This window comes from Stutzerimonas stutzeri (assembly GCF_024448955.1).
GTDB lineage: Bacteria > Pseudomonadota > Gammaproteobacteria > Pseudomonadales > Pseudomonadaceae > Stutzerimonas > Stutzerimonas stutzeri_AQ.
The window spans coordinates 13,318-36,130 of the sequence record NZ_JAMOIH010000009.1 but is presented as its reverse complement, the minus strand read 5'-3'; the positions used below and the strand labels follow the sequence as shown (position 1 = coordinate 36,130).

At 63.7% G+C, this 22,813-nt stretch carries 14 protein-coding genes; 7 read left to right on the top strand and 7 right to left on the bottom strand.

The window, feature by feature from the left end:
• Nucleotides 1-101: 101 nt before the first annotated feature.
• Entirely contained in the window at nucleotides 102-4,784 is a 4,683-nt protein-coding gene (locus NA645_RS11230) for a PAS domain S-box protein (RefSeq protein WP_256048878.1), read from the bottom strand.
• 219 nt (nucleotides 4,785-5,003) lie between these two features.
• Complete coding sequence (locus tag NA645_RS11225; protein ID WP_256048877.1) at nucleotides 5,004-6,626, bottom strand: L,D-transpeptidase family protein; 1,623 nt, start codon at nucleotides 6,624-6,626, stop codon at nucleotides 5,004-5,006.
• A 228-nt stretch (nucleotides 6,627-6,854) separates the two neighbouring features.
• Here NA645_RS11225 and NA645_RS11220 point away from each other — a divergent pair, with 228 nt between their 5' ends.
• Nucleotides 6,855-7,562 (top strand): murein L,D-transpeptidase catalytic domain family protein, encoded by a 708-nt coding sequence (locus NA645_RS11220; RefSeq protein WP_256048876.1) that lies wholly within the window; start codon nucleotides 6,855-6,857, stop codon nucleotides 7,560-7,562.
• A gap of 133 nt (nucleotides 7,563-7,695) precedes the next feature.
• Here the strand turns inward: NA645_RS11220 and NA645_RS11215 are convergent, their stop codons facing one another.
• Both NA645_RS11215 and NA645_RS11210 read right to left on the bottom strand, forming a co-directional pair.
• Entirely contained in the window at nucleotides 7,696-9,477 is a 1,782-nt protein-coding gene (locus NA645_RS11215) for a GspE/PulE family protein (protein ID WP_256048875.1), read from the bottom strand.
• 144 nt (nucleotides 9,478-9,621) lie between these two features.
• Nucleotides 9,622-10,986, bottom strand: a complete 1,365-nt coding sequence (locus tag NA645_RS11210) for an inorganic triphosphatase (protein ID WP_256048874.1) — start codon at nucleotides 10,984-10,986, stop codon at nucleotides 9,622-9,624.
• A gap of 104 nt (nucleotides 10,987-11,090) precedes the next feature.
• Between NA645_RS11210 and NA645_RS11205 the strand changes: the two genes are divergently transcribed.
• The 4 genes from NA645_RS11205 to argA all read left to right on the top strand — a co-directional run bounded on the left by NA645_RS11205 (nucleotide 11,091) and on the right by argA (nucleotide 15,751).
• Nucleotides 11,091-11,768: a TIGR00153 family protein gene (locus tag NA645_RS11205; RefSeq protein ID WP_256048873.1), complete on the top strand. Its 678-nt coding sequence runs from the start codon at nucleotides 11,091-11,093 to the stop codon at nucleotides 11,766-11,768.
• Nucleotides 11,769-11,806: 38 nt separating this feature from the next.
• Nucleotides 11,807-13,072: an inorganic phosphate transporter gene (locus NA645_RS11200; protein ID WP_256048872.1), complete on the top strand. Its 1,266-nt coding sequence runs from the start codon at nucleotides 11,807-11,809 to the stop codon at nucleotides 13,070-13,072.
• 133 nt (nucleotides 13,073-13,205) lie between these two features.
• Nucleotides 13,206-14,363, top strand: a complete 1,158-nt coding sequence (argE, locus tag NA645_RS11195; protein WP_256048871.1) for an acetylornithine deacetylase — start codon at nucleotides 13,206-13,208, stop codon at nucleotides 14,361-14,363.
• Between the two features lie 89 nt (nucleotides 14,364-14,452).
• Nucleotides 14,453-15,751 (top strand): amino-acid N-acetyltransferase, encoded by a 1,299-nt coding sequence (gene argA / locus NA645_RS11190; RefSeq protein WP_256048870.1) that lies wholly within the window; start codon nucleotides 14,453-14,455, stop codon nucleotides 15,749-15,751.
• A 100-nt stretch (nucleotides 15,752-15,851) separates the two neighbouring features.
• On the opposite strand, the gene gshA is transcribed toward argA, so the two are convergent.
• The 3 genes from gshA to NA645_RS11175 all read right to left on the bottom strand — a co-directional run bounded on the left by gshA (nucleotide 15,852) and on the right by NA645_RS11175 (nucleotide 20,249).
• Nucleotides 15,852-17,429: a glutamate--cysteine ligase gene (gene gshA / locus NA645_RS11185; RefSeq protein ID WP_256048869.1), complete on the bottom strand. Its 1,578-nt coding sequence runs from the start codon at nucleotides 17,427-17,429 to the stop codon at nucleotides 15,852-15,854.
• Between the two features lie 112 nt (nucleotides 17,430-17,541).
• Nucleotides 17,542-17,931 (bottom strand): PaaI family thioesterase, encoded by a 390-nt coding sequence (locus tag NA645_RS11180; protein ID WP_256048868.1) that lies wholly within the window; start codon nucleotides 17,929-17,931, stop codon nucleotides 17,542-17,544.
• A 2-nt stretch (nucleotides 17,932-17,933) separates the two neighbouring features.
• A complete protein-coding gene (locus NA645_RS11175) occupies nucleotides 17,934-20,249 on the bottom strand; it encodes a Tex family protein (protein ID WP_256048867.1) in 2,316 nt (771 codons plus the stop codon).
• Nucleotides 20,250-20,517: 268 nt separating this feature from the next.
• Between NA645_RS11175 and ompR the strand changes: the two genes are divergently transcribed.
• A complete protein-coding gene (gene ompR, locus NA645_RS11170) occupies nucleotides 20,518-21,255 on the top strand; it encodes a two-component system response regulator OmpR (protein ID WP_131649016.1) in 738 nt (245 codons plus the stop codon).
• 216 nt (nucleotides 21,256-21,471) lie between these two features.
• Nucleotides 21,472-22,791, top strand: coding sequence for an ATP-binding protein (locus NA645_RS11165; RefSeq protein WP_256048866.1), 1,320 nt, complete (start codon nucleotides 21,472-21,474; stop codon nucleotides 22,789-22,791).
• Nucleotides 22,792-22,813 lie beyond the last annotated feature (22 nt).

Sequence of the window (22,813 nt, the reverse complement as noted above, 5' to 3'; positions counted from 1 at the left end):
CCTCCGCTTGATCCTCCTTTAGAGAGTACAGGGCGCTTGGCAGAGTTCCTTAGAGAGTACAGGGCGCTTGGCAGAGTTCCTTGCTGTGAGTTCCTTGCGGTTCATCCGCTGCGCTCGATCAGCTGGCGGACCTTGGCCCCAAGCATCTCGATACTGAAAGGCTTGGCCAGCATGTCCATGCCGGGGGCGAGAAACTCTCCGCGCACCTCGGCGTTCGGGGCATAACCGGTGATGAACAGGACACGAAGATCCGGTCTGTATTGGCGTGCGATCTCGGCCAGCTGCCGACCATTGATGCCCGGCAAACCGAAATCGCTGACCAACAGGTCGATGCGCTGATCGCTGTGCAAATGGGGCAGCGCGGTGTTGCCATCGACCGCTTCGAGCACCCGATAGCCCAGCTCCTGCAGCACCTCGACTACCAGCATGCGTACCGCGGCTTCGTCTTCCACCACCAGCACGGTTTCGTTGGTCTGCGCGCCCTGTACCGCCGATGGCGCGCCGGTGTGTTCTGGCTGCGGCTCGGCCTGCGTTCGATTGCGCGGAAGGAACAGCGTGATCAGAGTGCCGTGGCCGGGCGTACTGTCGATACGCACATGGCCGCCGGTCTGCTTGACGAAGCCATACACCATCGACAGCCCGAGGCCAGTGCCCTGGCCGATGGGCTTGGTGGTGAAAAATGGATCGAATGCCTTGGCGACCACTTCAGCGGGCATGCCAGAGCCGTTGTCGGCCACGCTGAGGGTGACGTAATCGCCTGGCTCGGGGCTGTCGGGCTGGGTGTCCTTGATCTGTACGCAGCCGGTCTGGATGATCAGCCGGCCGCCGTCACTCATGGCATCGCGCGCGTTGATCACTAGGTTGAGCAGGGCGTTTTCCAGCTGGTGCGCATCGGTATAGGCCAGCCAGGGCTCCGGCTGCAGGTGCGTTTCGAACTGGATGTGTTCGGCCATGGTGCGGCGCAGCATGTCCTCCATCGACAGCACCAGCTGGTTGACGTCCACCGGTTGCGGATCCAGCGACTGGCGACGGGCAAAGGCCAGCAGACGGTGTGTCAGCGCGGCGGCGCGGTTGGCCGAGCTGGTCGCGGCGTCGACATAGCGACCCAGATCGTTCACCCGACCGCTGGCAATCCGCCGCTGGATCAGGTCGAGCCCGCCCAGTACGCCGGTCAGCATGTTGTTGAAGTCGTGCGCGAGGCCGCCGGTGAGCTGGCCGATGGCCTCCATCTTCTGCGCATGGCGCAGGGTTTCCTCGGCGCGCTCGCGTTCGCCCATCTCCAGGTGCAGCAGATGGTTGATCTCCGCCAGTTCGCGGGTGCGCTCCGCAACGCGCCGTTCGAGATTATCGTTCAGCTCGCGCAGCGCCTCTTCGGCCGCTACCTGCGCGTTGACGTCGGTATTGGTGCCGAACCAGTGAGTGACCTGGCCGAAATCATCGCGAATGGGCACGGCGCGCGCGAGGAACCAGCGGTACTGACCATCCTTGCCACGCAGCGGGAAGGTTTCTTCCCAGGTCGAGCCGATCGCCACGGCGCGTTTCATCGAGGCGCTGACGCGAACATGGTGATCGGGGTGATGTACCGAGCGCCATCCAAGGGCGCGCATGGCTTCCATGGTGGTGCCGGTGTAGTCGTACCAGCGCTTGTTGTACCAGTAGATGCGCCCGGTCGGGTCGGCCATCCAGGCGAACTGGCTCATGTTGTCGGCTAGCGTGCGGAACTGTTCTTCGCTGGCGCGCAACGCGCGTTCGGCGCGCATCCGTTCGTCGGTGGTCCAGGCACGGTCGGCCACTTCGCGGACGAAGGAGATGTCTTCCTCGGTCCATTGCCGGGGGTGCTCCTGCAGCAGGATCAAGGCGGCACTCAGACGCCCCTGTTCCTGCAGCGGCACGCACACCAGACTCTGGATACGCCGTAGCCGCAGGCTCGACGCCTGCGCGGCGGTACGGGTGTCGTGCAGGGTGTCATTGACGACCACCAGCTCGTCGTTCTGCAGGTCGTAGATGAAGTCGCCATAGTCGGTGAAGCACATGCGCTCGCTGTAGTCGCTCAGCGCACCGTCGCTCCAGTAACGCTCGACGGTGGCGTAGTGGCCGCCGGGGTCTACGGAAAGAAATGCCGCGCGGGTCACGTTCAATGTCATGCCCAGCGCGCGTACGGCCGCCGTGACAATGGTGATGCTGTCGGGTTGTCCGCGCAGCAGATCGCCAAGCTCCATGAGCACCGTCTGGCGCTGCTCTGTGCTCTTGCGCTCCTGTATCTGCTCTTCGAGCAGGGCATTCATGCGCAACAGTTTCAACGCCGCGTTGCGCTCGGCGGTGATCTCCCGGGCGGTACCGAGCAGGCGAATCCTGCCGTCGGCGTCGAGTAGGCGGCGGCCGCGATTGGTCAGCCAGCGGAACTGGTCGTTCGCCTCGTCGTAGACCCGGTAATCGAGATTCAGCTCACCATCGCCGATGCCTTCAAGGGCGCTGCGAAATGCGTCGAGCAGGGCGGTCCGGTCGTCGGCATGAACACGTGCGAGAAATTCGCCCACGCTCAGTTCCGGTGCGTCAGGGGCGACGCCGGCGAGTGCTTTGAGCTGTGCGTCCCAATGCAGGGTGTTGCGCTGGTAATCATATTCCCAGACGCCGATCGAGGCGATTTCGTTGGCCAGGCTGACCCGCTGTTCAGCCTCGAGCAGGGCGCGACGTGCCCGTGCACGCTCGGTCGCGGCACGAATGCGCTCGGCCATCTCGCGCACGAATGAGATGTCGGCCTGGCTCCACTGCCGCGCTTGTTTATCGGCCAGCAACATGAATGCGCAATCCGGCGCCTGCGCCAGCAGCGGTACCAATAGCAGGCTGCTATAGCCGAGACGCTCGTGCAGGGCGCCGCAGTCGTCGCGGCAGTCGGCCTCGTCCAGCAGGTCTTCGAAGGGTACGATCATCCCTTGCGCCAGTCGCAGGCGCAGGGTCTGGGCGCAGCCGCCCAGCGGATACCGGATCGATCGACCCGCATCGTTGACCGATGGCCATTGCTGCACGATCACCAGATGATCGTGCTCATCAAGATGACCATAGGCCAGGCATTCGATACCGATCAGCTGAACCAGGCGTTCGGGCATCACCTCGCTCAGGTCGATGCGGTCACCAGCGTCGTGCAGGCGGTCGCTGAGCTCCAGCAGGTAGGTCTGCTGCGCATCGCCGCGGGCCCGCTCGCTGATGTCGGTAAAGGTGCATATCGCACCCTGCAATATTTCGTCGCGATACAGCGGCGCGACCCGATACTCGACCGGCAGGCTTCCGCCGTCCTGGCGGAAGAACAGCTCGTATTCGATGTGCGCCGGTTCGCCGGTCTTGGCGGTGCGCTGGATCGGGCAATCCTCCACCGCATACGGCGAGCCGTCCGGATGGCTGTGGTGAATGACCTGATGCAGCTGGCGGCCCAGCACCTGCTCTTTGCTATCGAAGCCGAGCAGCTTGACGAACGCCTCGTTGCAGAGGGTGACGAGGCCATGGGAATCGATGGAATAGAAGCCTTCGCTGGCCGAATCCAGCAAGCTGCGGGTGAACGCCTCGCTTTCCAGCCGTTCGTGCTCGGCGCGGCGGCGCTCATGGATGTCCTGGGCGACCAGCACCCAATGCAGCAGCCGACCGTCGTGGCCGTAAACCGGTGCGCCGCAGCCCTGGAACCAGCGTGGCTCGCCGGCGGCGTTGAGTAGCGGTACTTCGAAACTGCCGGATTTGCCGCTCTTCAACGCGCCATGCCATTGCTGCAGCACCGCGTCCCGGTGGTCCGGTGCGACGGCAGCCAGCCAGCCCATGCCAGCTGACTCGCTTTCCGTCAGCCCGGTGAGTTCGCACCAGTAGCGATTGCAGAAGATCAACGAACCGCTGGCATCGCATTGCCAGATCACCTGGGGGCTGAGATCGACCAGCGCGCGGTAGCGTTCCTCGACCTCGCGAATCGAAGCTTTTTCATGCAGCCGCTCGGTCAGGTCGCGCAGAATTTTTATGAACCCCTGCGGCTGTCCCTGCTCGTTCCGGAGCTGCATCAACACGCCGGCCGCCCAGAACTGGCTGCCGTCCTTGCGCCGGTGCCAGCGCTCGTCGTTTGCCGAGCCGTCCTGCGCGGCCCGTTGCATCTCGCCCTCCGGCACACCTTCGGCGACATCCTCATCGGTGAATATCCGGGCGATAGGGCTACCGATGATCTCCTGCCGATGCCAGCCGAGAATCTGCTCGGCGCCTCGGTTCCAGCTGATGATGGTGCCTTGGGAGTCGGTGCTGAGAATCGCGTAATCCAGCGCGCTGTCGATGATCTGCCGGTTGTGCTGCTCGTGTTCGCAGCTGCGGCGCAACTCGAGCAATGCCATGACTTGCCGGGCCAATGCCTGCAGATGGCCGAGCTGGCGCTGCGACAAGGTCTGTGCCTGGTCGCCGATCACGCACAGTGCGCCGAGCAACAGGCCTTCCGAGGTCTTTAGCGGCGCGGCTGCATAGAAGGCGGATGCCTCGGCCGGGCTTTCGATCACCTGCGTTTCCACGCCGCTCATGCTGCAGGCATCGAGCGCCTGGGCAAGCGTGCGGCTGTCATCGTCAAGGTGGAGCGAGGCCTTGATCCAGAGACGTCCCTGGTCGAGAAACACGATGGCGGCGCTGTCGCAGGTGCACAGCTCGGCCGCGAGCGTCACCAGATCATCGAAGGCCGTTTCCGGTGGCGTATCGAGAATGCGGTATCGGGCCAGCGCTGTCGTTCGGTCAGCTTCGAGCCGGCTGTCGACTTTATTTTCAACGTTCAAAGTTTCTGCTCGGCTATCCATGGCGGCAAAATTGAGACGTGCCCAGCATAAGGCGTTTGAGCACCTGCATGCGGCGGGGCGTTACTGATTGTTTGCAGATATTGTCGCTGCAAACGAGGCGTTTGTCGCAAGTAGACCTCGGTCTGCAGGCACTCTGCCAGAGCCGCCGGTCCGGTCTGGCGGATACCCGGCTGGCGGCGTTTGAAACGCGCGGCTTCATCAATCTTTCAGCAGCTTCTGGTCAGCCATCCGCAGCGAGGCGATCAGGTCTGGGTCGCGTTGATAGATGTCCGGGCGATAGTGTGGCTCGCCGGTGTCGTCCGCTTCGGCTGTCCAGTAAGCCAGCAGCACCGGCGTGGACTCGGTCAGGCGAAACTCGTGCGTCTCGCCCGTCTCCAGCAGCCGGGCGAAGCGTTCGCGTTCGCCATCGACCAACAGCAGGTCGACCAGCTGCATGACCGACTCGACCCTGACACAGCCGGAGCTGAACGCTCGCTGCGAACGGTCGAACAGACCCTGGCTCGGCGTGTCGTGCAGGTAAATCGCAAACGGATTGTCGAACCGGACGACCAGACGCCCGAGCGGGTTGTCCGGTCCTGCGGCCTGGCGCAGCAGAATGCGGCCGGGGTCGTTCCAGTCGATCTGCTCGGGGTCCAGCGGGTTGCCGTCATAGTCGAGGGCTTGCAGATTCTGCTCGGCCAGATAGCCGAGATCCTCACGGATCTTGGGCAGCATGTCTTCGCTCAGGATGGTGGGTGGCACGGTCCAGGTCGGATTGAGGGTCAGCCGGGTGACGTTCGATTTGATCTCCGGCGTCTGCCGCGTCGCGCGGCCGACCTGGCTGCGTGTCTCCCATTGCGCGTGCCCGTCACGGAAATAGACGACGCGCCCGCCGGCGATGTCGACCAACAGCGAGCGCGCCTCGATGTCGCGGGATAGCCAGCGGAACCGCTCCAGATTGATCTTCAGCTGGTCCAGTCGCTCACTCGGGGTGACGTTCAGCGCGGCCAGGGTGTCGGCGCCCAATATACCGTCGTCCTGCAGACCGTGACGGGCCTGGAAGGCTTTCAGCGCCTGTTCGATGGTTCGGTCGTAGCGGGTCTGGAGGTCTTCCACGGCGACGGTGTCGGGAAGGTAGCCGCCGTCGACCAGACGCTGGCGCAACAAGGGAACCCGGGCATCCGACATACCGGGACGCAAAGTCTCTCCGGGAGGGATCGGCAGTTGGCGTTGCGCGGGCTCGGCTCGCAGGCGGGCATGGGCCTTGCGCAGGTTGTGGTACTGCTCGAACGTCGGTCGCGCCTGATCGAAGGCCCGTTCGATGTTCATCAGGCCGGCACCGGCGATGTCCAATAGCCGTGCATCCGCCCGCTGCGGGGCCACGGCATCGGTGCTGCGCCAGACCGGCTCCAGACGATCCTGCGGCAGCCGCCCGTGTGACAGATGCCGCAGCGCCAGCAGGTAGGCGTGCGTCGCGAGAATGTCGCCACACTCGCGATGCAGCGGTTCGGCCGTCGCCGTATACAGGCTTCGGCGAATGGCTGCCGGATGGTAGACAACAGGATTCAGACCGTCGTCGACCAGCGCCTCGAGTTGCGCCAGCAACGCGTCGATCTGGTCATAGGATGTCCACAAGGCTTCGAACTGCTGCCGGCGATAGAACTCGGTCAGCTGTTGAGTGGCTGTCTGGCCGATATCGGCGAGGGGGCTGTCGCAGGCGCTGGCGAGGTTTTCCAAGGCACCTTGGATCGGGCTTACTGGATTGCCGGCAGGTTGCGCGAACGCCAATGCAGGTGCGAACAACAAGATGCCAACCAGACGAAATGCATGTTTTTTGTACAACGCTTTACTCCCGGCAAACCCATCGACTGCTAGACTCCGCCGCTAATCCGGCTGCGGCTTTTGGGAAAACCAGACCCATCCGGGCCACCACAAAAGACTCTGTCAGACGAAGTGGGAGCCTTTCGCTCCCGTCTGACCTGTTTCGCTGCCGCCTGCTCGGGGCTGCAGTGGGTATGGACGCCAGCCGTGAGGGAACTGTGGCTTTGGCGTCGGTGAGGTAGTTCTTACATGATGGTTTCGTTCCGACGCCTTTCCCTCGTGGCGGGTCTGCTCCTGTCAGCTCCGCTTTTCGCGGCGAGCCCTTCCTACCAGCCGATCGTGAATGACCTCTCACGCGTGGCGCCCATGTTGAATCCCAAGGTGCTCACACATGCCGTGGCGGCCATGCAGTGCGCTGTGAACAACGGTGCTCGCGCCGCGAAGCGCCTGGCGGTGATCGATTTTTCGTTGCCGTCGTCGGAACGCCGGCTCTGGATATTCGACCTGCAGCAGCGGCGGTTGTTGCTTGAAGATTTCGTCGCCCACGGAATGAAGTCCGGCGAGAACCTCGCCACGCGCTTCTCCAACGTGCTTGGCAGCCATCAGTCGAGCATCGGCCTGTTCCGTACTGCCGAGAGTTACAGCGGCAAGCATGGCTATTCACTGCGTATGGATGGGCTCGAACCCGGCGTGAACGATCTGGCCCGCGAACGGGCCATCGTCATCCACCCGGCTGATTACGTGAACCCGGCCTGGATCGCCACCCAAGGCCGCATCGGCCGCAGCCAGGGCTGCCCGGCGGTGCGCCCGGAAGTGGCGCGCATGGTGGTCGATAGCCTGAAAGGTGGGCAGTTCATGTTCTCCTGGTATCCGGACCAGGAGTGGCTGCAATCATCGGCGTATCTGAACTGCGAACCTTCACGGGTGGCGGGGATATTGGCGGCGAAGCAGGGCTGATTCAGCGGCAAGCTGTGTTGCGGCTAGGCTGGTAGGGTCGAACTTGTTCGACTTTCGCAAAACTCGGCCGAATGAATTCGGCCCTACGGCGACAGCGCGACGCGAACGAAGCGTCAGCAGTCCGCCTGCGGCTCTATTTCTGCTCACTCTGCGGCGTCACCCGCAGCACTTCTTCCAGCGTGGTCAGCCCCGCCGCGATCTTCTGCGCGCCGGACAGGCGCAGGCTGTGCATGCCGTCCTTGAAGGCCTGGCGGCGTAGGGCGATGAGGTCGGTGTCGGCGGTGATCAGTGGCTTGATCGTATCGTTGAGCAGCATGATCTCGTAGACCCCGGCGCGCCCGCGATAACCCGTATCCCGGCATTCGATGCAGCCTACCGCTTGCTGCGCATGGCTTGGCAGCGGCGCATTCCAGGGCTTGGTCAGCGCCTGCCAGTCGTCGGCGTCCAACTGTATCGGCGTCTTGCAGTGCGGGCACAACGTGCGCACCAGGCGTTGGGCCATCACACCCAGCAGCGTGGCGCGCAACAGGTAGTGCGGTACGCCCAGCTCCAGCAGACGGGTGATGGCGCTGGGCGCATCGTTGGTGTGCAGGGTCGAGAGCACCAAGTGACCGGTCAGCGCTGCCTGGATCGCCATCTCCGCCGTTTCCAGATCGCGAATCTCGCCGACCATGATGATGTCCGGGTCCTGGCGCATCAGTGCGCGTACGCCGCTGGCGAAGGTCAATTCGATGTTGTGCTGCACCTGCATCTGGTTGAAGGCACCCTCGATCATCTCGATCGGATCCTCGATGGTGCAGACGTTCACCTCGGGCGTCGCCAGTTGCTTGAGCGTGGTGTAAAGCGTGGTGGTCTTGCCCGAGCCGGTGGGACCGGTCACCAGAATGATGCCGTTGGGCTGGCCGGTCATGCTCTGCCAGCGGCGCAGGTCCTCGGCGGAAAAACCCAGCTGGTCGAAGCCCTTGAGCAACACCTCCGGGTCGAAGATGCGCATCACCATCTTCTCGCCGAAGGCCGTCGGCAGGGTCGAGAGGCGCAGCTCGACTTCACCGCCGTCCGGCGTCTTGGTCTTGACCCGGCCATCCTGCGGCTTGCGCTTCTCGGCGACGTTCATCCGCCCCAGCGACTTCAAACGACTGACCACCGCCATGGTCACCTGCGGCGGGAATTGGTAGACGTTGTGCAGCACACCGTCGATGCGAAAGCGCACCGTGCCCTGCTCGCGCCGCGGCTCGATGTGGATGTCGCTGGCGCGCTGATCGAAGGCGTACTGGAACAGCCAGTCGACGATGTTGACGATGTGCGAGTCGTTGGCGTCCGGTTCCTGGTCGCTGGCGCCGAGGTTGAGCAACTGCTCGAAGTTGCCGGTGCCGCTGATCTTCTGATCCGTGGCGGTGGCGCCGCTGACCGACTTGGCCAGCCGGTAGAACTCCACGGTGAAGCGCTGCAGCTCTACCGGGTTGGCCACCACCCGCTTGATCGGCCGCTTGAGCACGTGAGTCAGGTTGGCTTCCCAGCTTTTCACGAAGGGCTGGGCGCTGGCTATGGTCACGCTCTGGCTATCCACCGCCACCGCAAGAATCTTGTGGCGCTGGGCGAAGGCATAGGACATCAGCGGCGTGATGGCGGCGACGTTGATCTTCAGCGGGTCGATGCGCAAATAGGGCTGGCCGGCCTGTTCGGCGAGCCAGAGGGTCAGGGTTTCCAGGTCCAGCTTCTTGCCGGGTCGCGCCAGATCGTCGAATTGCTGCTCGGCGAGAAACTCCAGCGGATGTTGCTGTGCTGCCGTGCTACGTCGAAGGGTCAGGCACTGTTCGGCTGTGTCCTGCTGCAGCCGGCCCTGCGCCACCAGATCGCGCAACAGGTCGTTGAGGTCGAGCAGACGATCGGCGGTGGAGGGGGCGAAGGCGGACATCAAAACTCCTCGGAGAACTGCTTAGGCTGAAGACTGGACGAAAAGCGCTGTCATGCGCGGTCGAGGCCTTCCGTAGGAGCGAGCTTGCTCGCGAAATGTTCGTAGCAAATCGCTAGCAAGCTCGCTCCTACAGGTCGCGTCAGCTTACTTCGTCAGAGCCTTCCAGGCCTTGAGCGTCCACACAGTACGAGCCTGCTCGACACGGGCGTCGAGCGTTTCGTCGCTCAGCGGCTGTTGCGCCAGTTCGTAGAGCTTGGCCAGTTCGCCATAGAGGCGGTCTGTTTCCGGCACTTCCAACGTCGTGCGCGCCAGGCGCAGCCAGACCAGCAGCCGCTCCATGCGCGGGCGTTGCTCGGCGAGGTCTTCGGGTTGCTGCTGATAGCGCAACAGTTGCAGTGCCTCGGCTTCTTCACCCAGCAGGCGTGGCAACCAATGGCCCAGCTCGGCAGCACCTTGGCGATTGCCACGGTTGTTGCGCCCCGCGGTCCAGCCACGTTGCAGCAGCCATAGCGAGGCCTTCAGCGAGAACAGGCCCCAGCGTGGCTGTTTCAGTTCTGCGGCAAATTCGCCGGGTGCGCTCTGGCGGATTGCTTCGTCGTTCTGGCCAGCTTCGATGCCTGGGCGCCAGTCGCCGATCAGCGTATCGAGCAGTTCGCGCAGCTCGCGGCTGCTGGCGCGCGGCGCGGCCTGGCCGAGACTGCCGAGCAGGGCACGCAGGTCGACCAGTTGCTGCAACCATTGGCTGAGCAGCTTCCAATGACCGTTGAAGCGGTACTGCTCGGCCAGGCGCTGGCTGTTGCCCAGCAGGTGCCAGGCCAGCGCGGCGAAGGCATCATCCAGCGGCATGACTGCATCGAGTGTCGGCGTCGGCAGATTCAGCGCATAGCTGTCGGCATCGTGCAGGCGATAACCGCGTTCGGCCTTGCTGATGTCGCAGGGCATCAGCGGCAGGTCGGCGGCCAGTTCGGCCGCCAGCTCCAGCAGCGCTTCGGGCTCGCCCTGGCGCAGTTCCAGTTCCAGCTCGCAGATTTCCTCGCTCTGCTTGCCGACCACCACCTTGCCCAGATCCAGTGCCGCCTCGATCACCACCTTGGCTTTACCCCGGCCCCAGGCAATTTCGGCCTTCTCGCGGACGAAGTCGGTGGTGAAGATCGGCTTGAGGGTTTTCTTGTCCAGTTCGGCGAGTGCCGCCGGCCAGCAGTCGTCGGTGAGTTTCTTGGTGTCCAGCTTGGCCTTGTCCAGATACCAGTCCCACTCGTTGCGCTCGGACAGCCCGGCCACGCTCTGGCCGCGGCTCTTGAGGGTCTGGATGTGCTGGTCGCCGTCGCGGCGCAGGCGCAATGCAACTTTCGCCTGAGCCAATTCGCGTTCGGGTGTGTCGTAATACTGATTGAACAGTTCGTGGCGTTGCCAGCCGCTCTTGTTGCGCTTTTTCAGCAGCGGATGGTCGAGTAGCGCCGCGAGGGTTTCGCGACTGGCGCGCAGTTTGATTTCGGTTTCTTTCTGCATGATGCCCAGGTGATGCCTATGTTTGAGTGTGACTGATATCACGCGGTGGCGGCCGTTTAAGGTCATCCGTATACTTGCCGCCTTCTGAAGCCGGGGTATTCCCTATGCCAATCAATCCATTCGTCAGCTTGTTCGGGCGTTCGCCCATCGGCCCTATGCAGCAGCATATGGCCAAGTCCCACGAATGTGCCGCCAACCTGGTTCCGCTGTTCCAAGCGATTACGGCAGAAGACTGGGAGCGGGTCGAGCAGGTCCAGAAGGAAATGGCTCGCCTGGAAAACGAGGCCGACAAGCTCAAGAAGAGTGTTCGTCAGCACCTGCCCAAGAGCCTGTTTCTGCCGGTACCGCGCTCCGATCTGCTGGAGCTGCTGAGTGTACAGGACAAGATCGCCAACCGCGCCAAGGACATCGCCGGCCTGATGCTGGGTCGCTGCATGACGGTTCCCGTGCCGCTGCAGCCGCAAATGCTGGCCTTCGTACAGCGCAGCGTCGACGCCAGCTGCCAGGCGCTCAAAGCGCTCAAGGAGCTGGATTCGCTGCTCGAAGCGGGCTTCAGCGGTCGGGAAGCCACGCTGGTCGAGAAGATGGTCGAGGAGCTCGAGGAGATCGAGCGTGAAACCGACCGCATGCAGATCACGGTTCGCCGTGAGCTGTTCAAGCTGGAAAAGGACTTACCACCAGTAGACGTCATGTTCCTCTACAAGATCATCGAATGGATCGGTGACGTGGCCGACCGTGCCGAGCGCGTCGGTAACCGTCTGGAACAATTGCTGGCGCGTTGAGCGCCAGTTTCCTTTCTGGGTTCAACAGGTAACTTTCTATGTCTCTTATCTCGGATTACGGCTTCGTACTCCTGGTGCTCGCCTGCGCGTTCGGCTTTTTCATGGCCTGGGGTGTTGGCGCCAATGACGTGGCCAACGCCATGGGCACCTCCGTGGGCTCGCGTGCACTGACCATCAAGCAGGCGATTCTGATCGCTATGGTCTTCGAGTTCTGCGGGGCCTACCTGGCCGGTGGCGAGGTGACCGAAACCATCAAGAACGGCATCGTCGACGCCGAAATGATTCCGCCGGAACTGATGGTCTTGGGAATGATGTCGGCACTGCTTGCCGCCGGCACCTGGCTGTTGGTGGCGTCGATGAAGGGCTGGCCGGTCTCCACTACCCACTCGATCGTTGGCGCTGTGATCGGTTTCGCGGCGGTGGGTGTCTCGATGGACGCGGTGCATTGGGAGGGCGTCGGTCCGATCGTTGCCAGCTGGGTCGTCTCGCCTGTGCTGTCCGGCACCATCGCCTTCGGTGTGTTCATGAGTGTGCAGCGCCTGATCATCGACACCGAGAATCCCTTCCAGAACGCCAAGCGTTTCGTGCCGATGTACATGTTCCTCACCGGTTTCATGGTGGCGCTGATGACCCTGTCCAAGGGGCTCAAACACATCGGCCTGGACCTTAGCAGTGGCCAGAGTTTTCTTCTCGCGGTTGGCGTCGGCGTGCTGGTGATGCTGATCGGCATCGCGCTGCTGACACGCATCAAGGTCGACGTCGAAGCGGACAAGGCTTTCCACTTTTCCAGCGTGGAAAAGGTCTTCGCCGTTCTGATGATCTTCACCGCTTGCTCCATGGCGTTCGCCCATGGCTCTAACGATGTGGCTAACGCCGTCGGCCCGCTGGCTGCGGTGGTCGGTGTGCTGCAGTCCGATGGCGCGGGTGCGGTCGCTGCCAAGTCGGCCGTACCGGGCTGGGTGCTGCTACTGGGCGCGGTAGGTATCGTTATCGGTCTAGCCACCTACGGTTACAAGGTGATCGCCACCATTGGCAAGCAGATCACCGAGCTCACTCCGAGCCGCGGTTTCGCTGCGGAACTGGCGACCGCCACCACAGTGGTTGGCGCGTCGGCGATTGGCTTGCCGGTTTCCACTACTCATACGCTGGTGGGCGCGGTACTCGGCGTGGGCATCGCGCGTGGTATCGGCGCGCTGAACCTGGGCGTGGTCGGCAAGATATTCATGTCCTGGCTGGTTACCCTGCCGGTCGGTGCTGGCCTGGCGATCGTGTTCTTCCTGATTCTTCGCGCCATTTTCACCTGATCTACCGCGCGGCAGGCTGCGACACCTCATACGCCCCGTCGATCTGACGGGGCGTATTCGTTCATGGGTCCCGTCTTGAGGCGTTTCATGTTTCACTGGTGGCTCTGTTCCGATCTCGATACGGAGGTAGCCGGTGCCCGTTCCCTCACTCAAGGATCAATTTGCCGCGCTGGTCGCCGCGCCTTCGGTGAGCTGCACACAGGCGCATTGGGACCAGACCAACCGGCCGGTGATCGACCTGCTCGCCGGCTGGCTGGGTGATCTTGGTTTCTCCTGTGAAACGCAGGAAGTAGCCCCCGGCAAGTTCAATCTGCTGGCCAGCCATGGCAGCGGTCCCGGCGGACTGGTGCTGGCCGGGCACAGCGACACCGTGCCTTTCGATGCCGAGCTGTGGACGTCCGATCCGCTGCGCCTGCGCGAAGCCGACAACCGTTGGTACGGCCTCGGCAGCTGCGATATGAAAGGCTTCTTCGCGCTGATCATCGAAGCGGTGCTGCCGCTGTTGGACCAGCCGTTCAGGCAGCCGCTGCTGATCCTTGCCACTTGCGACGAGGAAAGCTCCATGTCCGGTGCCCGGGCGCTGGTCGATGCCGGCCGGCCGCTGGGGCGTGCCGCGGTGATCGGCGAGCCCACCGGGTTGCGGCCCGTGCGCCTGCACAAGGGCATCATGATGGAAGGCATCGAGATACACGGGCAGAGCGGGCATTCCTCCAACCCGGCCTACGGCCATAGCGCGCTGGATGCCATGCACGGCGTGATGGGCGAGCTGATGACGCTGCGCCGTGAGTGGCAAGGCGAATACGACAATCCGCTGTTCGACGTGCCGCAGCCGACGCTCAACCTCGGCTGCATCCACGGCGGCGACAATCCCAACCGCATCTGTGGCCAGTGCGCACTGGAGTTCGATCTGCGGCCGTTGCCCGGTATGGACCCCGAGCAGCTGCGCGCAGCCATTCGCCAGCGTTTACAGCCGCTGGCCGAACAGCACCAGGTGACGATCGAGCTGGCGCCGCTGTTCCCCAGCGTGCCGCCCTTCGAGCAGGCGGCGGGTGGCGAGCTGGTCAAGCTTGCCGAACGGCTGACCGGCCATGCCGCCGAGGCGGTGGCGTTCGCTACCGAAGCGCCTTATCTTCAGCAGCTTGGCTGCGAGACGCTGGTGCTCGGCCCTGGTGACATCGCCTGCGCTCATCAGCCGGACGAATACCTGGATCTCGACAGAATCGAACCCACCGTGAGGCTGCTGCGCGCCATGATCGATCACTACTGCCTGCAGCCGGCCAGCCGAGGTTAGGAGCAGATTTCGGATCGAATCTGCTCCCGCGCCCGCTCTCCCGACCCGGCTACCGGACTTTTAAGCTGTCATTTGAAGGCTTCTGCAACATGCACGACTACGTCACCTGGCTTCGCGACTCCTCGCCCTACATCAACTCGCACCGTGAGCGCACCTTCGTGGTCATGTTGCCGGGCGATGGGCTGGAACACTCCAACTTTGGCAATATCATCCACGACCTGGTACTGCTGCACAGCCTCGGCGTGCGGCTGGTACTGGTGTTCGGCTCGCGTCCGCAGATCGAGGCGCGACTGGCCGCACACGGCATCGAGCCGCGCGTACACCGCGGCCTGCGTGTCACCGATTCCGCTGCGCTGGAATGCGCGATCGATGCTGTCGGGCACATGCGCATTGCCCTCGAAGCGCGGCTGTCGATGGACATGGCGGCCTCGCCGATGCAGGGCGCGCGGCTGCGCGTGGCCAGCGGCAACTTCGTTACTGCGCGGCCGATCGGCGTGGTCGAGGGGGTCGATTATCAGCACACCGGCGAAGTGCGGCGCATCGATCGCAAGGGCATTGGCCGGCTGCTGGACGAGCGCACCATAGTGCTGCTATCGCCGCTGGGTTATTCGCCCACCGGAGAGATCTTCAATCTCGCGTGCGAAGATGTCGCCACCCGTGCCGCCATCGACCTGCAGGCTGACAAGCTGGTGCTTTACGGCGCCGAGCGCGGTCTGCTGGACGAGCAGGGCCAGCTGGTCCGCGAGCTGCGGCCGCCGCAAATTCCCGCCCATGTAGCGCGTCTGGGTAGCGACTACCAGGCCGAACTGCTGGATGCCGCCGCCCAAGCCTGCCGTGGCGGTGTGCGGCGCAGCCACCTGGTCAGCTATGCCGAGGACGGTGCGCTGCTCAACGAGCTGTTCACCCGCGACGGCGCCGGCACCCTGGTGACGAAGGAACAGTTCGAGCAATTGCGTGAAGCGACCATCGAGGACGTGGGCGGTCTCATCGACCTGATCACCCCGCTGGAGGAGCAGGGCATTCTGGTACGCCGTTCGCGGGAGGTGCTGGAGCGGGAGGTCGAGCAGTTCAGCATCGTCGAGCGCGACGGGCTGATCATCGCCTGTGCCGCGCTCTATCCCATTCCCGATTCGGACTGGGGCGAGCTGGCTTGCCTGGCGGTTAACCCCGAATACCGCCACGGCGGTCGTGGCGATGAACTGCTCGAGCGCATTGAGGCGCGGGCGCGCCAGCTGGGCCTGAAAACCCTCTTCGTGCTCACCACCCGCACCGCCCACTGGTTCCAGGAGCGCGGCTTCCAGCCCAGCGGGGTCGAGCGCCTGCCGGCGGCGCGGGCCTCGTTGTACAACTTCCAGCGTCAGTCGAAGGTGTTCGAAAAGGCCTTGTGACCGCTGCTAGGCAATCGCCTGGTGTAGGGTGGATCACGCTTTATCGATCCACCAAAGCGGAGTCTCGGTGGATGTAAAAACGACATCCACCCTACGGCCTTTAGGCCATCAAACTCCGCTGGTACTCCTCGACGAAGCTGTCAAAGTCCGGCTCGTCGGCAGCCTCCATGTCCGCTTGCTGGATCAGGGACTTGTCGCTGGCCGCATCGAAGCAGGCTGTTTCGGCGGCCGTCAGTGCGTGTTGGCGGAAGTGCTCGGCATGCACCCGGCTTTGCCGCAGGGCGAACTGACTGAAACTTTCACCGCTGCGCTTGAGCTCCGCGAGCAGCCGCGCCGAGGGCGTCAGGCTGCTGTCGTCAATCTTGGCCTGCTGTGCCGCAAGCGCGCGCGCATGCTGGTCGCTACCCTGGCTCCGATCCAGCAAGGCCGCCACTTGGCCGATGCCTGCAAGTAGTTCCTCGGCCCAGGTCTGCAGGGCCACTGGCGCACCGCCACGCTGCAGTTCAAGGCCCGGCTTGCGGCCTTCGTTGACCACCTTGAGGAAGTTGGCCTGGCTGGCGCCGCATTCGCCTTGCACCAGGCAGGGGCTGTCCTCCAGCGCGCAGAACAACAGGAAGGCGTCGAGGAAGCGCGCCTCCTCGAGATCGATGCCCAGGGGCAGGAAGGGGTTGATGTCCAGGCAACGCACTTCGATGTACTGGATGCCCCGCGCGCGCAGCGCCTGCAGCGGCCGCTCGCCGCTTTCGGTGACGCGCTTGGGGCGGATGTTGGAGTAGTACTCGTTTTCGATCTGCAGCACGTTGGTGTTGAGCTGCAGCCAGTTGCCGTCGGCGTCCTTGGTGCCCATCTCGGCGTAGGCCGGGTAGGGGGTCGAGACCGCCCTATGCAGGCTGTCGGTGTAGCTCGGCAGGTCGTCGTAGCAGGGCGTCAGTCCGGCCTGGGCGTTGCTCTGGTAGCCCAGATCGCTCATCCGCAGGCTGGTGGCCCAGGGCAAGTAGAGGGTGTTTTCGTCGAGCTGTTCGAGCTGGTGCGGGCGGCCGCGCATGAAGCTCGCATCCAGCGCTGGGGAGGCGCCGAACAGGTACATCAGCAGCCAGCTGTAGCGGCGGAAGTTGCGGATCAGCGCGATATAGCGCGACGACTGGTAATCCTGCCGGCTGCGGGTGTCGCCATCCTCGGCCTGCAGCAGCGACCAAAGCCCCTCGGGCAGCGAAAAGTTGTAATGGATGCCGGCGATGCACTGCATGGTCTTGCCGTAGCGCAGCGCCAGCCCCTGGCGGTAGACGTGCTTGAGCCGGCCGACATTGGAGCTGCCGTATTCGGCGATGGGAATCAGCGCCTCTTCCGGCAAATGCCCCGGCATCGAAGGGCTCCAGAGCCACTCGCCGGCCAGCTTTCCGTAGGTGTAGCGGTGGATGGCGTCCAGCTCGGCCAGGGTCTGCTGCGGATCAGTCGCAGTGCCGGTGATGAACTCCAGCAGCGCCTCGGAATAGTCGGTGGTGATCTTCGGATGGGTCAGCGCCGATCCCAGTGCGCGGGGGTGCGGCGTCAGGGCCAGCTCGCCGCGATCGTCGATGCGCAGGCATTCACGCTCGATCCCATGCAGGCATTGCGTGAGCAGCGGAAGGTGGGAGGGCTCGGCCAGCAATGCCAGGCGGTGGGAGAGGAGGTCGCTCAAGTTCTGTTTCCTTCACGCGTCAGTCGCCCCAATATGGGGGGGCGGACTACAGGCTTCAAGCTGCACGGAATAAAACAAGCGGCGCCTTTGCTCGCCGCTTGTGGCTCACTGCTTAGAGGCATGCAAAGGTCGATTGTGCCTTGGCGATCAGCTTCTCGCCTTGATGAACCTCAGCCTCGAGGACCTGGGTGCGGCGGCCTGCATGCACGACCCAGGCGCGACAGGTCAGTTCGCCTTCGGTTACTGGACGGATGTAGTTGACCTTGCACTCCAGGGTCACGCTGTTCGGCAGACCGCCGTTGAGGCTGTGACTGGCCTGGCCCATGGCGGTGTCGATCAGCGAAAACAGCGCGCCACCGTGGAGCTTGCCGTGCAGATTGCGCAGGCCGTCGTGCACGGTCAGCCCAAGCTGCGCTTCGCCGTTTTCCACCTTGTGGATCTCCAGGCCCAGCAGGCGGCCGAAGGCACTGGAGTTGCCCACTGCCTCGACTTGAATACTCATGCTTACTTCCTCAACTGCTTGGCATTGGCGAACAGCGACGCCATGGCATTGTTGGCTGGAGCCGGTTTGTCCTGCGGTGCATGGCGCTCGCTGCGCGGGGCGTTGCCGCGCGGCTTGCCGCCCCCTCGTGGACCTTCGGTCTTCTCGCCCGGGGTATCGCTCATGCGCATGGACAGGCCGACGCGCTGGCGCGGGATGTCCACTTCCATGACCTTGACCTTGACGATGTCACCGGCTTTGACCACTTCGTAGGGATCTTTGACGAACTTCTCCGACAGCGCGCTGATATGCACCAGGCCGTCCTGGTGCACGCCGATGTCGACGAAGGCGCCGAAGTTGGTCACGTTGGTCACCACACCTTCGAGCACCATGCCGGGCGTCAGGTCGCTGAGCTTCTCGACGCCTTCCTGGAATTCGGCGGTCTTGAACTCGGGGCGCGGGTCGCGGCCGGGCTTTTCCAGTTCCTGCAGGATGTCGCTGACGGTGACCAGGCCAAAGCTCTCGTCGGTGAACTTGGCCGGGTCGAGCTTTTTCAGGAAGCTCGAATCACCGATCAGCGAGCGGATGTCGCGACCGGTGTCGGCGGCGATGCGCTTGACCAGCGGATAGGTTTCCGGGTGTACCGCGGAGGCGTCCAGCGGGTTGTCGCCGTTCATCACCCGGAGGAAGCCGGCGGCCTGTTCGAAGGTCTTGTCGCCCAGGCGCGGCACCTTCTTCAGCTCGCTGCGGGACTTGAAAGCGCCGTTAGCGTCGCGGTAGGCGACGATGTTCTGCGCCAGGGTGCCGTTGAGGCCGGAAATGCGTGCCAGCAGGGCGGCGGAAGCGGTGTTCACGTCCACGCCGACGGCGTTCACGCAGTCCTCGACCACCGCATCCAGCGAGCGCGCCAGCTTGAGCTGCGACACGTCGTGCTGGTACTGACCGACGCCGATGGCCTTGGGCTCGATCTTCACCAGCTCGGCCAGCGGGTCCTGCAGGCGGCGCGCGATGGACACGGCACCGCGGATCGATACGTCCAGATCAGGGAATTCCTTGGCCGCCAGTTCCGAGGCGGAATACACCGAAGCGCCGGCCTCGCTGACCATGATCTTGGTCAGCTTCAGCCCCGGCACCTGCTTGATCAGGTCGGCAGCCAGCTTGTCGGTTTCGCGGCTGGCGGTGCCGTTGCCGATGGCGATCAGGTCGACGCCATGCTTGGCGCAGAGCTTGGCGAGGATCGCCAGTGTGCCGTCCCAATCGTTGCGCGGTGCGTGCGGGTAGACCGTGGCGGTGTCGAGCAACTTGCCGGTGGCATCGACCACCGCCACCTTGCAGCCAGTACGCAGGCCCGGGTCCAGCGCCAGGGTCGCGCGCGGGCCGGCGGGGGCTGCCAGCAACAGGTCATGCAGGTTGCGGGCGAAGACGCCGATGGCGTCGTCCTCGGCCTTGTCGCGCAGCTCGCCGAGCAGGTCGGTTTCCAGGTGGGTGTAGAGCTTGACCTTCCAAGTCCAGCGCACCACTTCGCCGAGCCACTTGTCGGCGGCGCGGCCCCTGTTCTCGATGCCGAAGCGCTCGCCGATCATCACTTCGCCGGGATGCATGGTGCCGGGTGCTTCATCACCGACCTTGAGGGCGATGCTGAGAATGCCCTCGTTGCGGCCGCGGAAGATCGCCAGGGCGCGATGCGACGGGGTGTTCTTCAGCACTTCGTCGTGCTCGAAGTAGTCGCTGAACTTGGCGCCTTCGTTTTCCTTGCCCGGCACCACGCGGGCGCTCAAGGTGGCGTTGTGCTTGAGGAAGTCGCGCAGCTTGGCCAGCAGATCGGCGTCCTCGGCGAAGCGTTCCATGAGAATGTACTTGGCGCCTTCGAGCACCGCCTTCACGTCGGCGAAGCCCTTTTCGGCATCGACGAAGCGCGCGGCTTCGCTTTCCGGCTCCAGGGCGGGGTCGGCGAACAGCGCATCGGCCAGTTCGCCGAGACCGGCCTCCAGAGCGATCTGGCCCTTGGTGCGGCGCTTCTGCTTGTAGGGTAGGTAGAGGTCTTCGAGGCGGGTCTTGGTGTCGGCGAGGTCGATTTCGCGTTTCAGCTCAGGGGTCAGCTTGCCCTGCTCTTCGATGCTGGCGAGGATGGAGACGCGGCGTTCGTCCAGTTCGCGGAGGTAGCGCAGGCGCTCTTCCAGATTGCGCAGCTGGGTATCGTCGAGGCTGCCGGTGACTTCCTTGCGGTAACGGGCGATGAAGGGCACGGTGGAGCCTTCGTCGAGCAGCGCCACGGCGGCGGCGACTTGTTGCGGGCGCACGCCCAGTTCAGCGGCGATACGGGAATTGATGCTGTCCATGAACCTACCTGGGTCAGTCAAACCATGCAGGCCGTGCCTGCGCGAAAGGGCGGGATTATAAAGGCAGCGGGGAGCTTGAGGCTGGAAGCTGGAAGAAAAAGCATCGGGGGGCGTTGTCCCTGGTAGTGGCGCACGGAGCGGGTTGCACCGCTCTACGATTTTGGCCACCTTCCACCTGCTTCTCTCGCAAAATCTGCTAACAATGGCTGTCAATTGCCTTGTCATCCGTAGGCGCATAATGCGCCGTCGATAAATTCAGGAGTTTTCCATGAGCAGCACTGCGTCAGCCAGCGAAGGTGAAAAAATCCTGATCGTCGATGACGATGCCCGTCTGCGGCGTCTGCTCGAGCGGTTTCTCGACGAGCAGGGCTATCGCGTCCGCACCGTCGAAAGCGCCGAGCAGATGGACCGTCTGCTCAGCCGCGAACTGTTCCATCTGGTGGTGCTGGACCTGATGATGCCCGGTGAGGACGGTCTGTCGGCGTGCCATCGTCTGCGTGAAAGCGGCAATGGGATTCCGATCATCATGCTCACCGCCAAGGGCGACGAAGCCAGTCGCATCCAGGGTCTGGAGCAGGGCGCCGACGATTATCTGGCCAAGCCCTTCAACCCACGCGAACTGCTGGCGCGGATTCGCGCTGTGCTGCGGCGCCAGGCGCCCCAGGTGCCGGGTGCGCCGGGCAGCGAAGACGAGACGGTGACCTTCGGCGACTACGAGCTGTTTCTCGGCACCCGCGAGCTGAAGAAGGGCGACCAGATCCACATGCTCACCACCGGCGAGTTCGCCGTGCTCAAGGCGCTGGTGCAGCACGCCCGCGAGCCGTTGACCCGCGACAAGCTAATGAACCTCGCCCGTGGCCGCGAATGGGACGCCCTGGAGCGCTCCATCGACGTGCAGATCTCGCGCCTGCGCCGCCTCATCGAGCCCGATCCGTCCAAACCGCGCTATATCCAGACGGTCTGGGGCGTGGGTTACGTGTTCGTACCTGACGGCAACAAGGGCTGAAAGCCGCTAGAAGCGCCTAGCGCTGGAGGCTGGAGAAGGATCGCTTTCTTCGTCCGGCCTACAGTGCCGTAGGGTGGGCTTCAGCCCACCACGCCCGGTCGACTTCGTGGGCTGAAGCGGAGCGCCGCCCGGCCCACCCTACAGGTGGAAGCCCATAGCGCTGTGCATTTTCGTACCGCTTTCCAGTCTCCAGCGCTCTTATTCGGCTATTGATTTATGAAGACTCCGCTCTGGTTCCCGCAAAGCTTCTTCGCTCGCACCCTGTGGATGGTGCTGATCGTCGTGCTGTTCTCCAAGGTGCTGATGCTGGTGTACCTGATGATGAACGACGACATGCTCGTCGATCGTCAGTACAGCCACGGCGCAGCCTTGACGTTGCGCGCCTATTGGGTCGCCGACGAGGCCAATCGCGAGCGCATCGGCGAGGCCGCCGGGGTGCAACGGGTGGCGGAGGCGGACGTGCCGCCGAGTGAATACCACTGGCCTTACACCGAAATCTTCCAGCAGCAGATGCGCGCCGAGCTGGGCCCTGAAACCGAGGTGCGGGTGCGCATTCAGCCGGAAACGGCGCTCTGGGTGCGCGCTCCGAGTCTGGGGCCGGATTGGCTGCAGGTGCCGCTCTATGCCTATCCATTGCGCGGGCAGCGGATCTGGAGCGTGCTGGGCTGGTTCCTCGGCATCGGTCTGCTTTCCACCGCTGCGGCGTGGGTCTTCGTCGGTCAGCTCAACCTGCCGCTCAAGCGCCTGGTCTACGCCGCCCGGCAGATCGGCAAGGGGCGCAGCGTGCGTTTGCCGATCAGCGACACGCCGAGCGAAATGACCGAGGTTTATCGCGCCTTCAACCAGATGGCCGAGGACGTCGAGCAGGCCGGGCGCGAGCGCGAACTGATGCTTGCCGGGGTTTCCCACGACCTGCGTACACCGCTGACTCGCCTACGCCTGTCGCTGGAACTCATGTCCAGCGAGGCCGAGCTGACCGAGGACATGGTCCGCGACGTTGAGGACATGAATGCGATCCTCGATCAGTTCCTCGCCTTTGTCCGCGACGGCAGTGACGAGCGGGTGGAAAGCGTCGATCTGAGTGAGCTGGTGCGTGAAGTCGTGGCCCCCTACAACCAGTACGAAGACAAGGTGCGCCTGCGTGTCGAATCGATGCCGCCTCTGGCGCTGCGTCGGGTATCGATCAAGCGTTTGCTGGTCAACCTGATCGAAAACGCCCAGCGCTATGGCGGCGATGGCGTTGAGGTGGTGGCGCACATGTCCGGCGACCATAATGCGCCCTATGTCGTGCTCAGCGTGCTCGATCGCGGCGCCGGTATCGATCCGGACGAGCTCCAGGAGATCTTCAATCCCTTCATTCGCGGCGACCGCGCTCGTGGCGGTCAGGGCACCGGCCTGGGGCTGGCCATCGTCAAGCGCATCGCCTCACAGCACGGTGGTGTAGTCGAGTTGCGCAACCGTGAAGGTGGCGGTCTGGAAGCACGGGTGAGTTTGCCGCTCGGGTTGCTACTGCCGCGCGATGCAATAAAACCCTGAAGGCAGCTACAAGCGACAAGTA

Excerpts from the sequence above, each read along its gene's own strand:
- NA645_RS11220 (WP_256048876.1), top strand. The coding sequence starts at position 6,855 with ATGATGGTTTCGTTCCGACGCCTTTCCCTCGTGGCGGGTCTGCTCCTG.
- argA (WP_256048870.1), top strand. The coding sequence starts at position 14,453 with ATGCACGACTACGTCACCTGGCTTCGCGACTCCTCGCCCTACATCAAC.
- NA645_RS11215 (WP_256048875.1), bottom strand. The coding sequence starts at position 9,477 with ATGTCCGCCTTCGCCCCCTCCACCGCCGATCGTCTGCTCGACCTCAAC.
- ompR (WP_131649016.1), top strand. The coding sequence starts at position 20,518 with ATGAGCAGCACTGCGTCAGCCAGCGAAGGTGAAAAAATCCTGATCGTC.
- NA645_RS11200 (WP_256048872.1), top strand. The coding sequence starts at position 11,807 with ATGTCTCTTATCTCGGATTACGGCTTCGTACTCCTGGTGCTCGCCTGC.
- NA645_RS11175 (WP_256048867.1), bottom strand. The coding sequence starts at position 20,249 with ATGGACAGCATCAATTCCCGTATCGCCGCTGAACTGGGCGTGCGCCCG.
- NA645_RS11165 (WP_256048866.1), top strand. The coding sequence starts at position 21,472 with ATGAAGACTCCGCTCTGGTTCCCGCAAAGCTTCTTCGCTCGCACCCTG.
- NA645_RS11205 (WP_256048873.1), top strand. The coding sequence starts at position 11,091 with ATGCCAATCAATCCATTCGTCAGCTTGTTCGGGCGTTCGCCCATCGGC.
- NA645_RS11180 (WP_256048868.1), bottom strand. The coding sequence starts at position 17,931 with ATGAGTATTCAAGTCGAGGCAGTGGGCAACTCCAGTGCCTTCGGCCGC.
- NA645_RS11210 (WP_256048874.1), bottom strand. The coding sequence starts at position 10,986 with ATGCAGAAAGAAACCGAAATCAAACTGCGCGCCAGTCGCGAAACCCTC.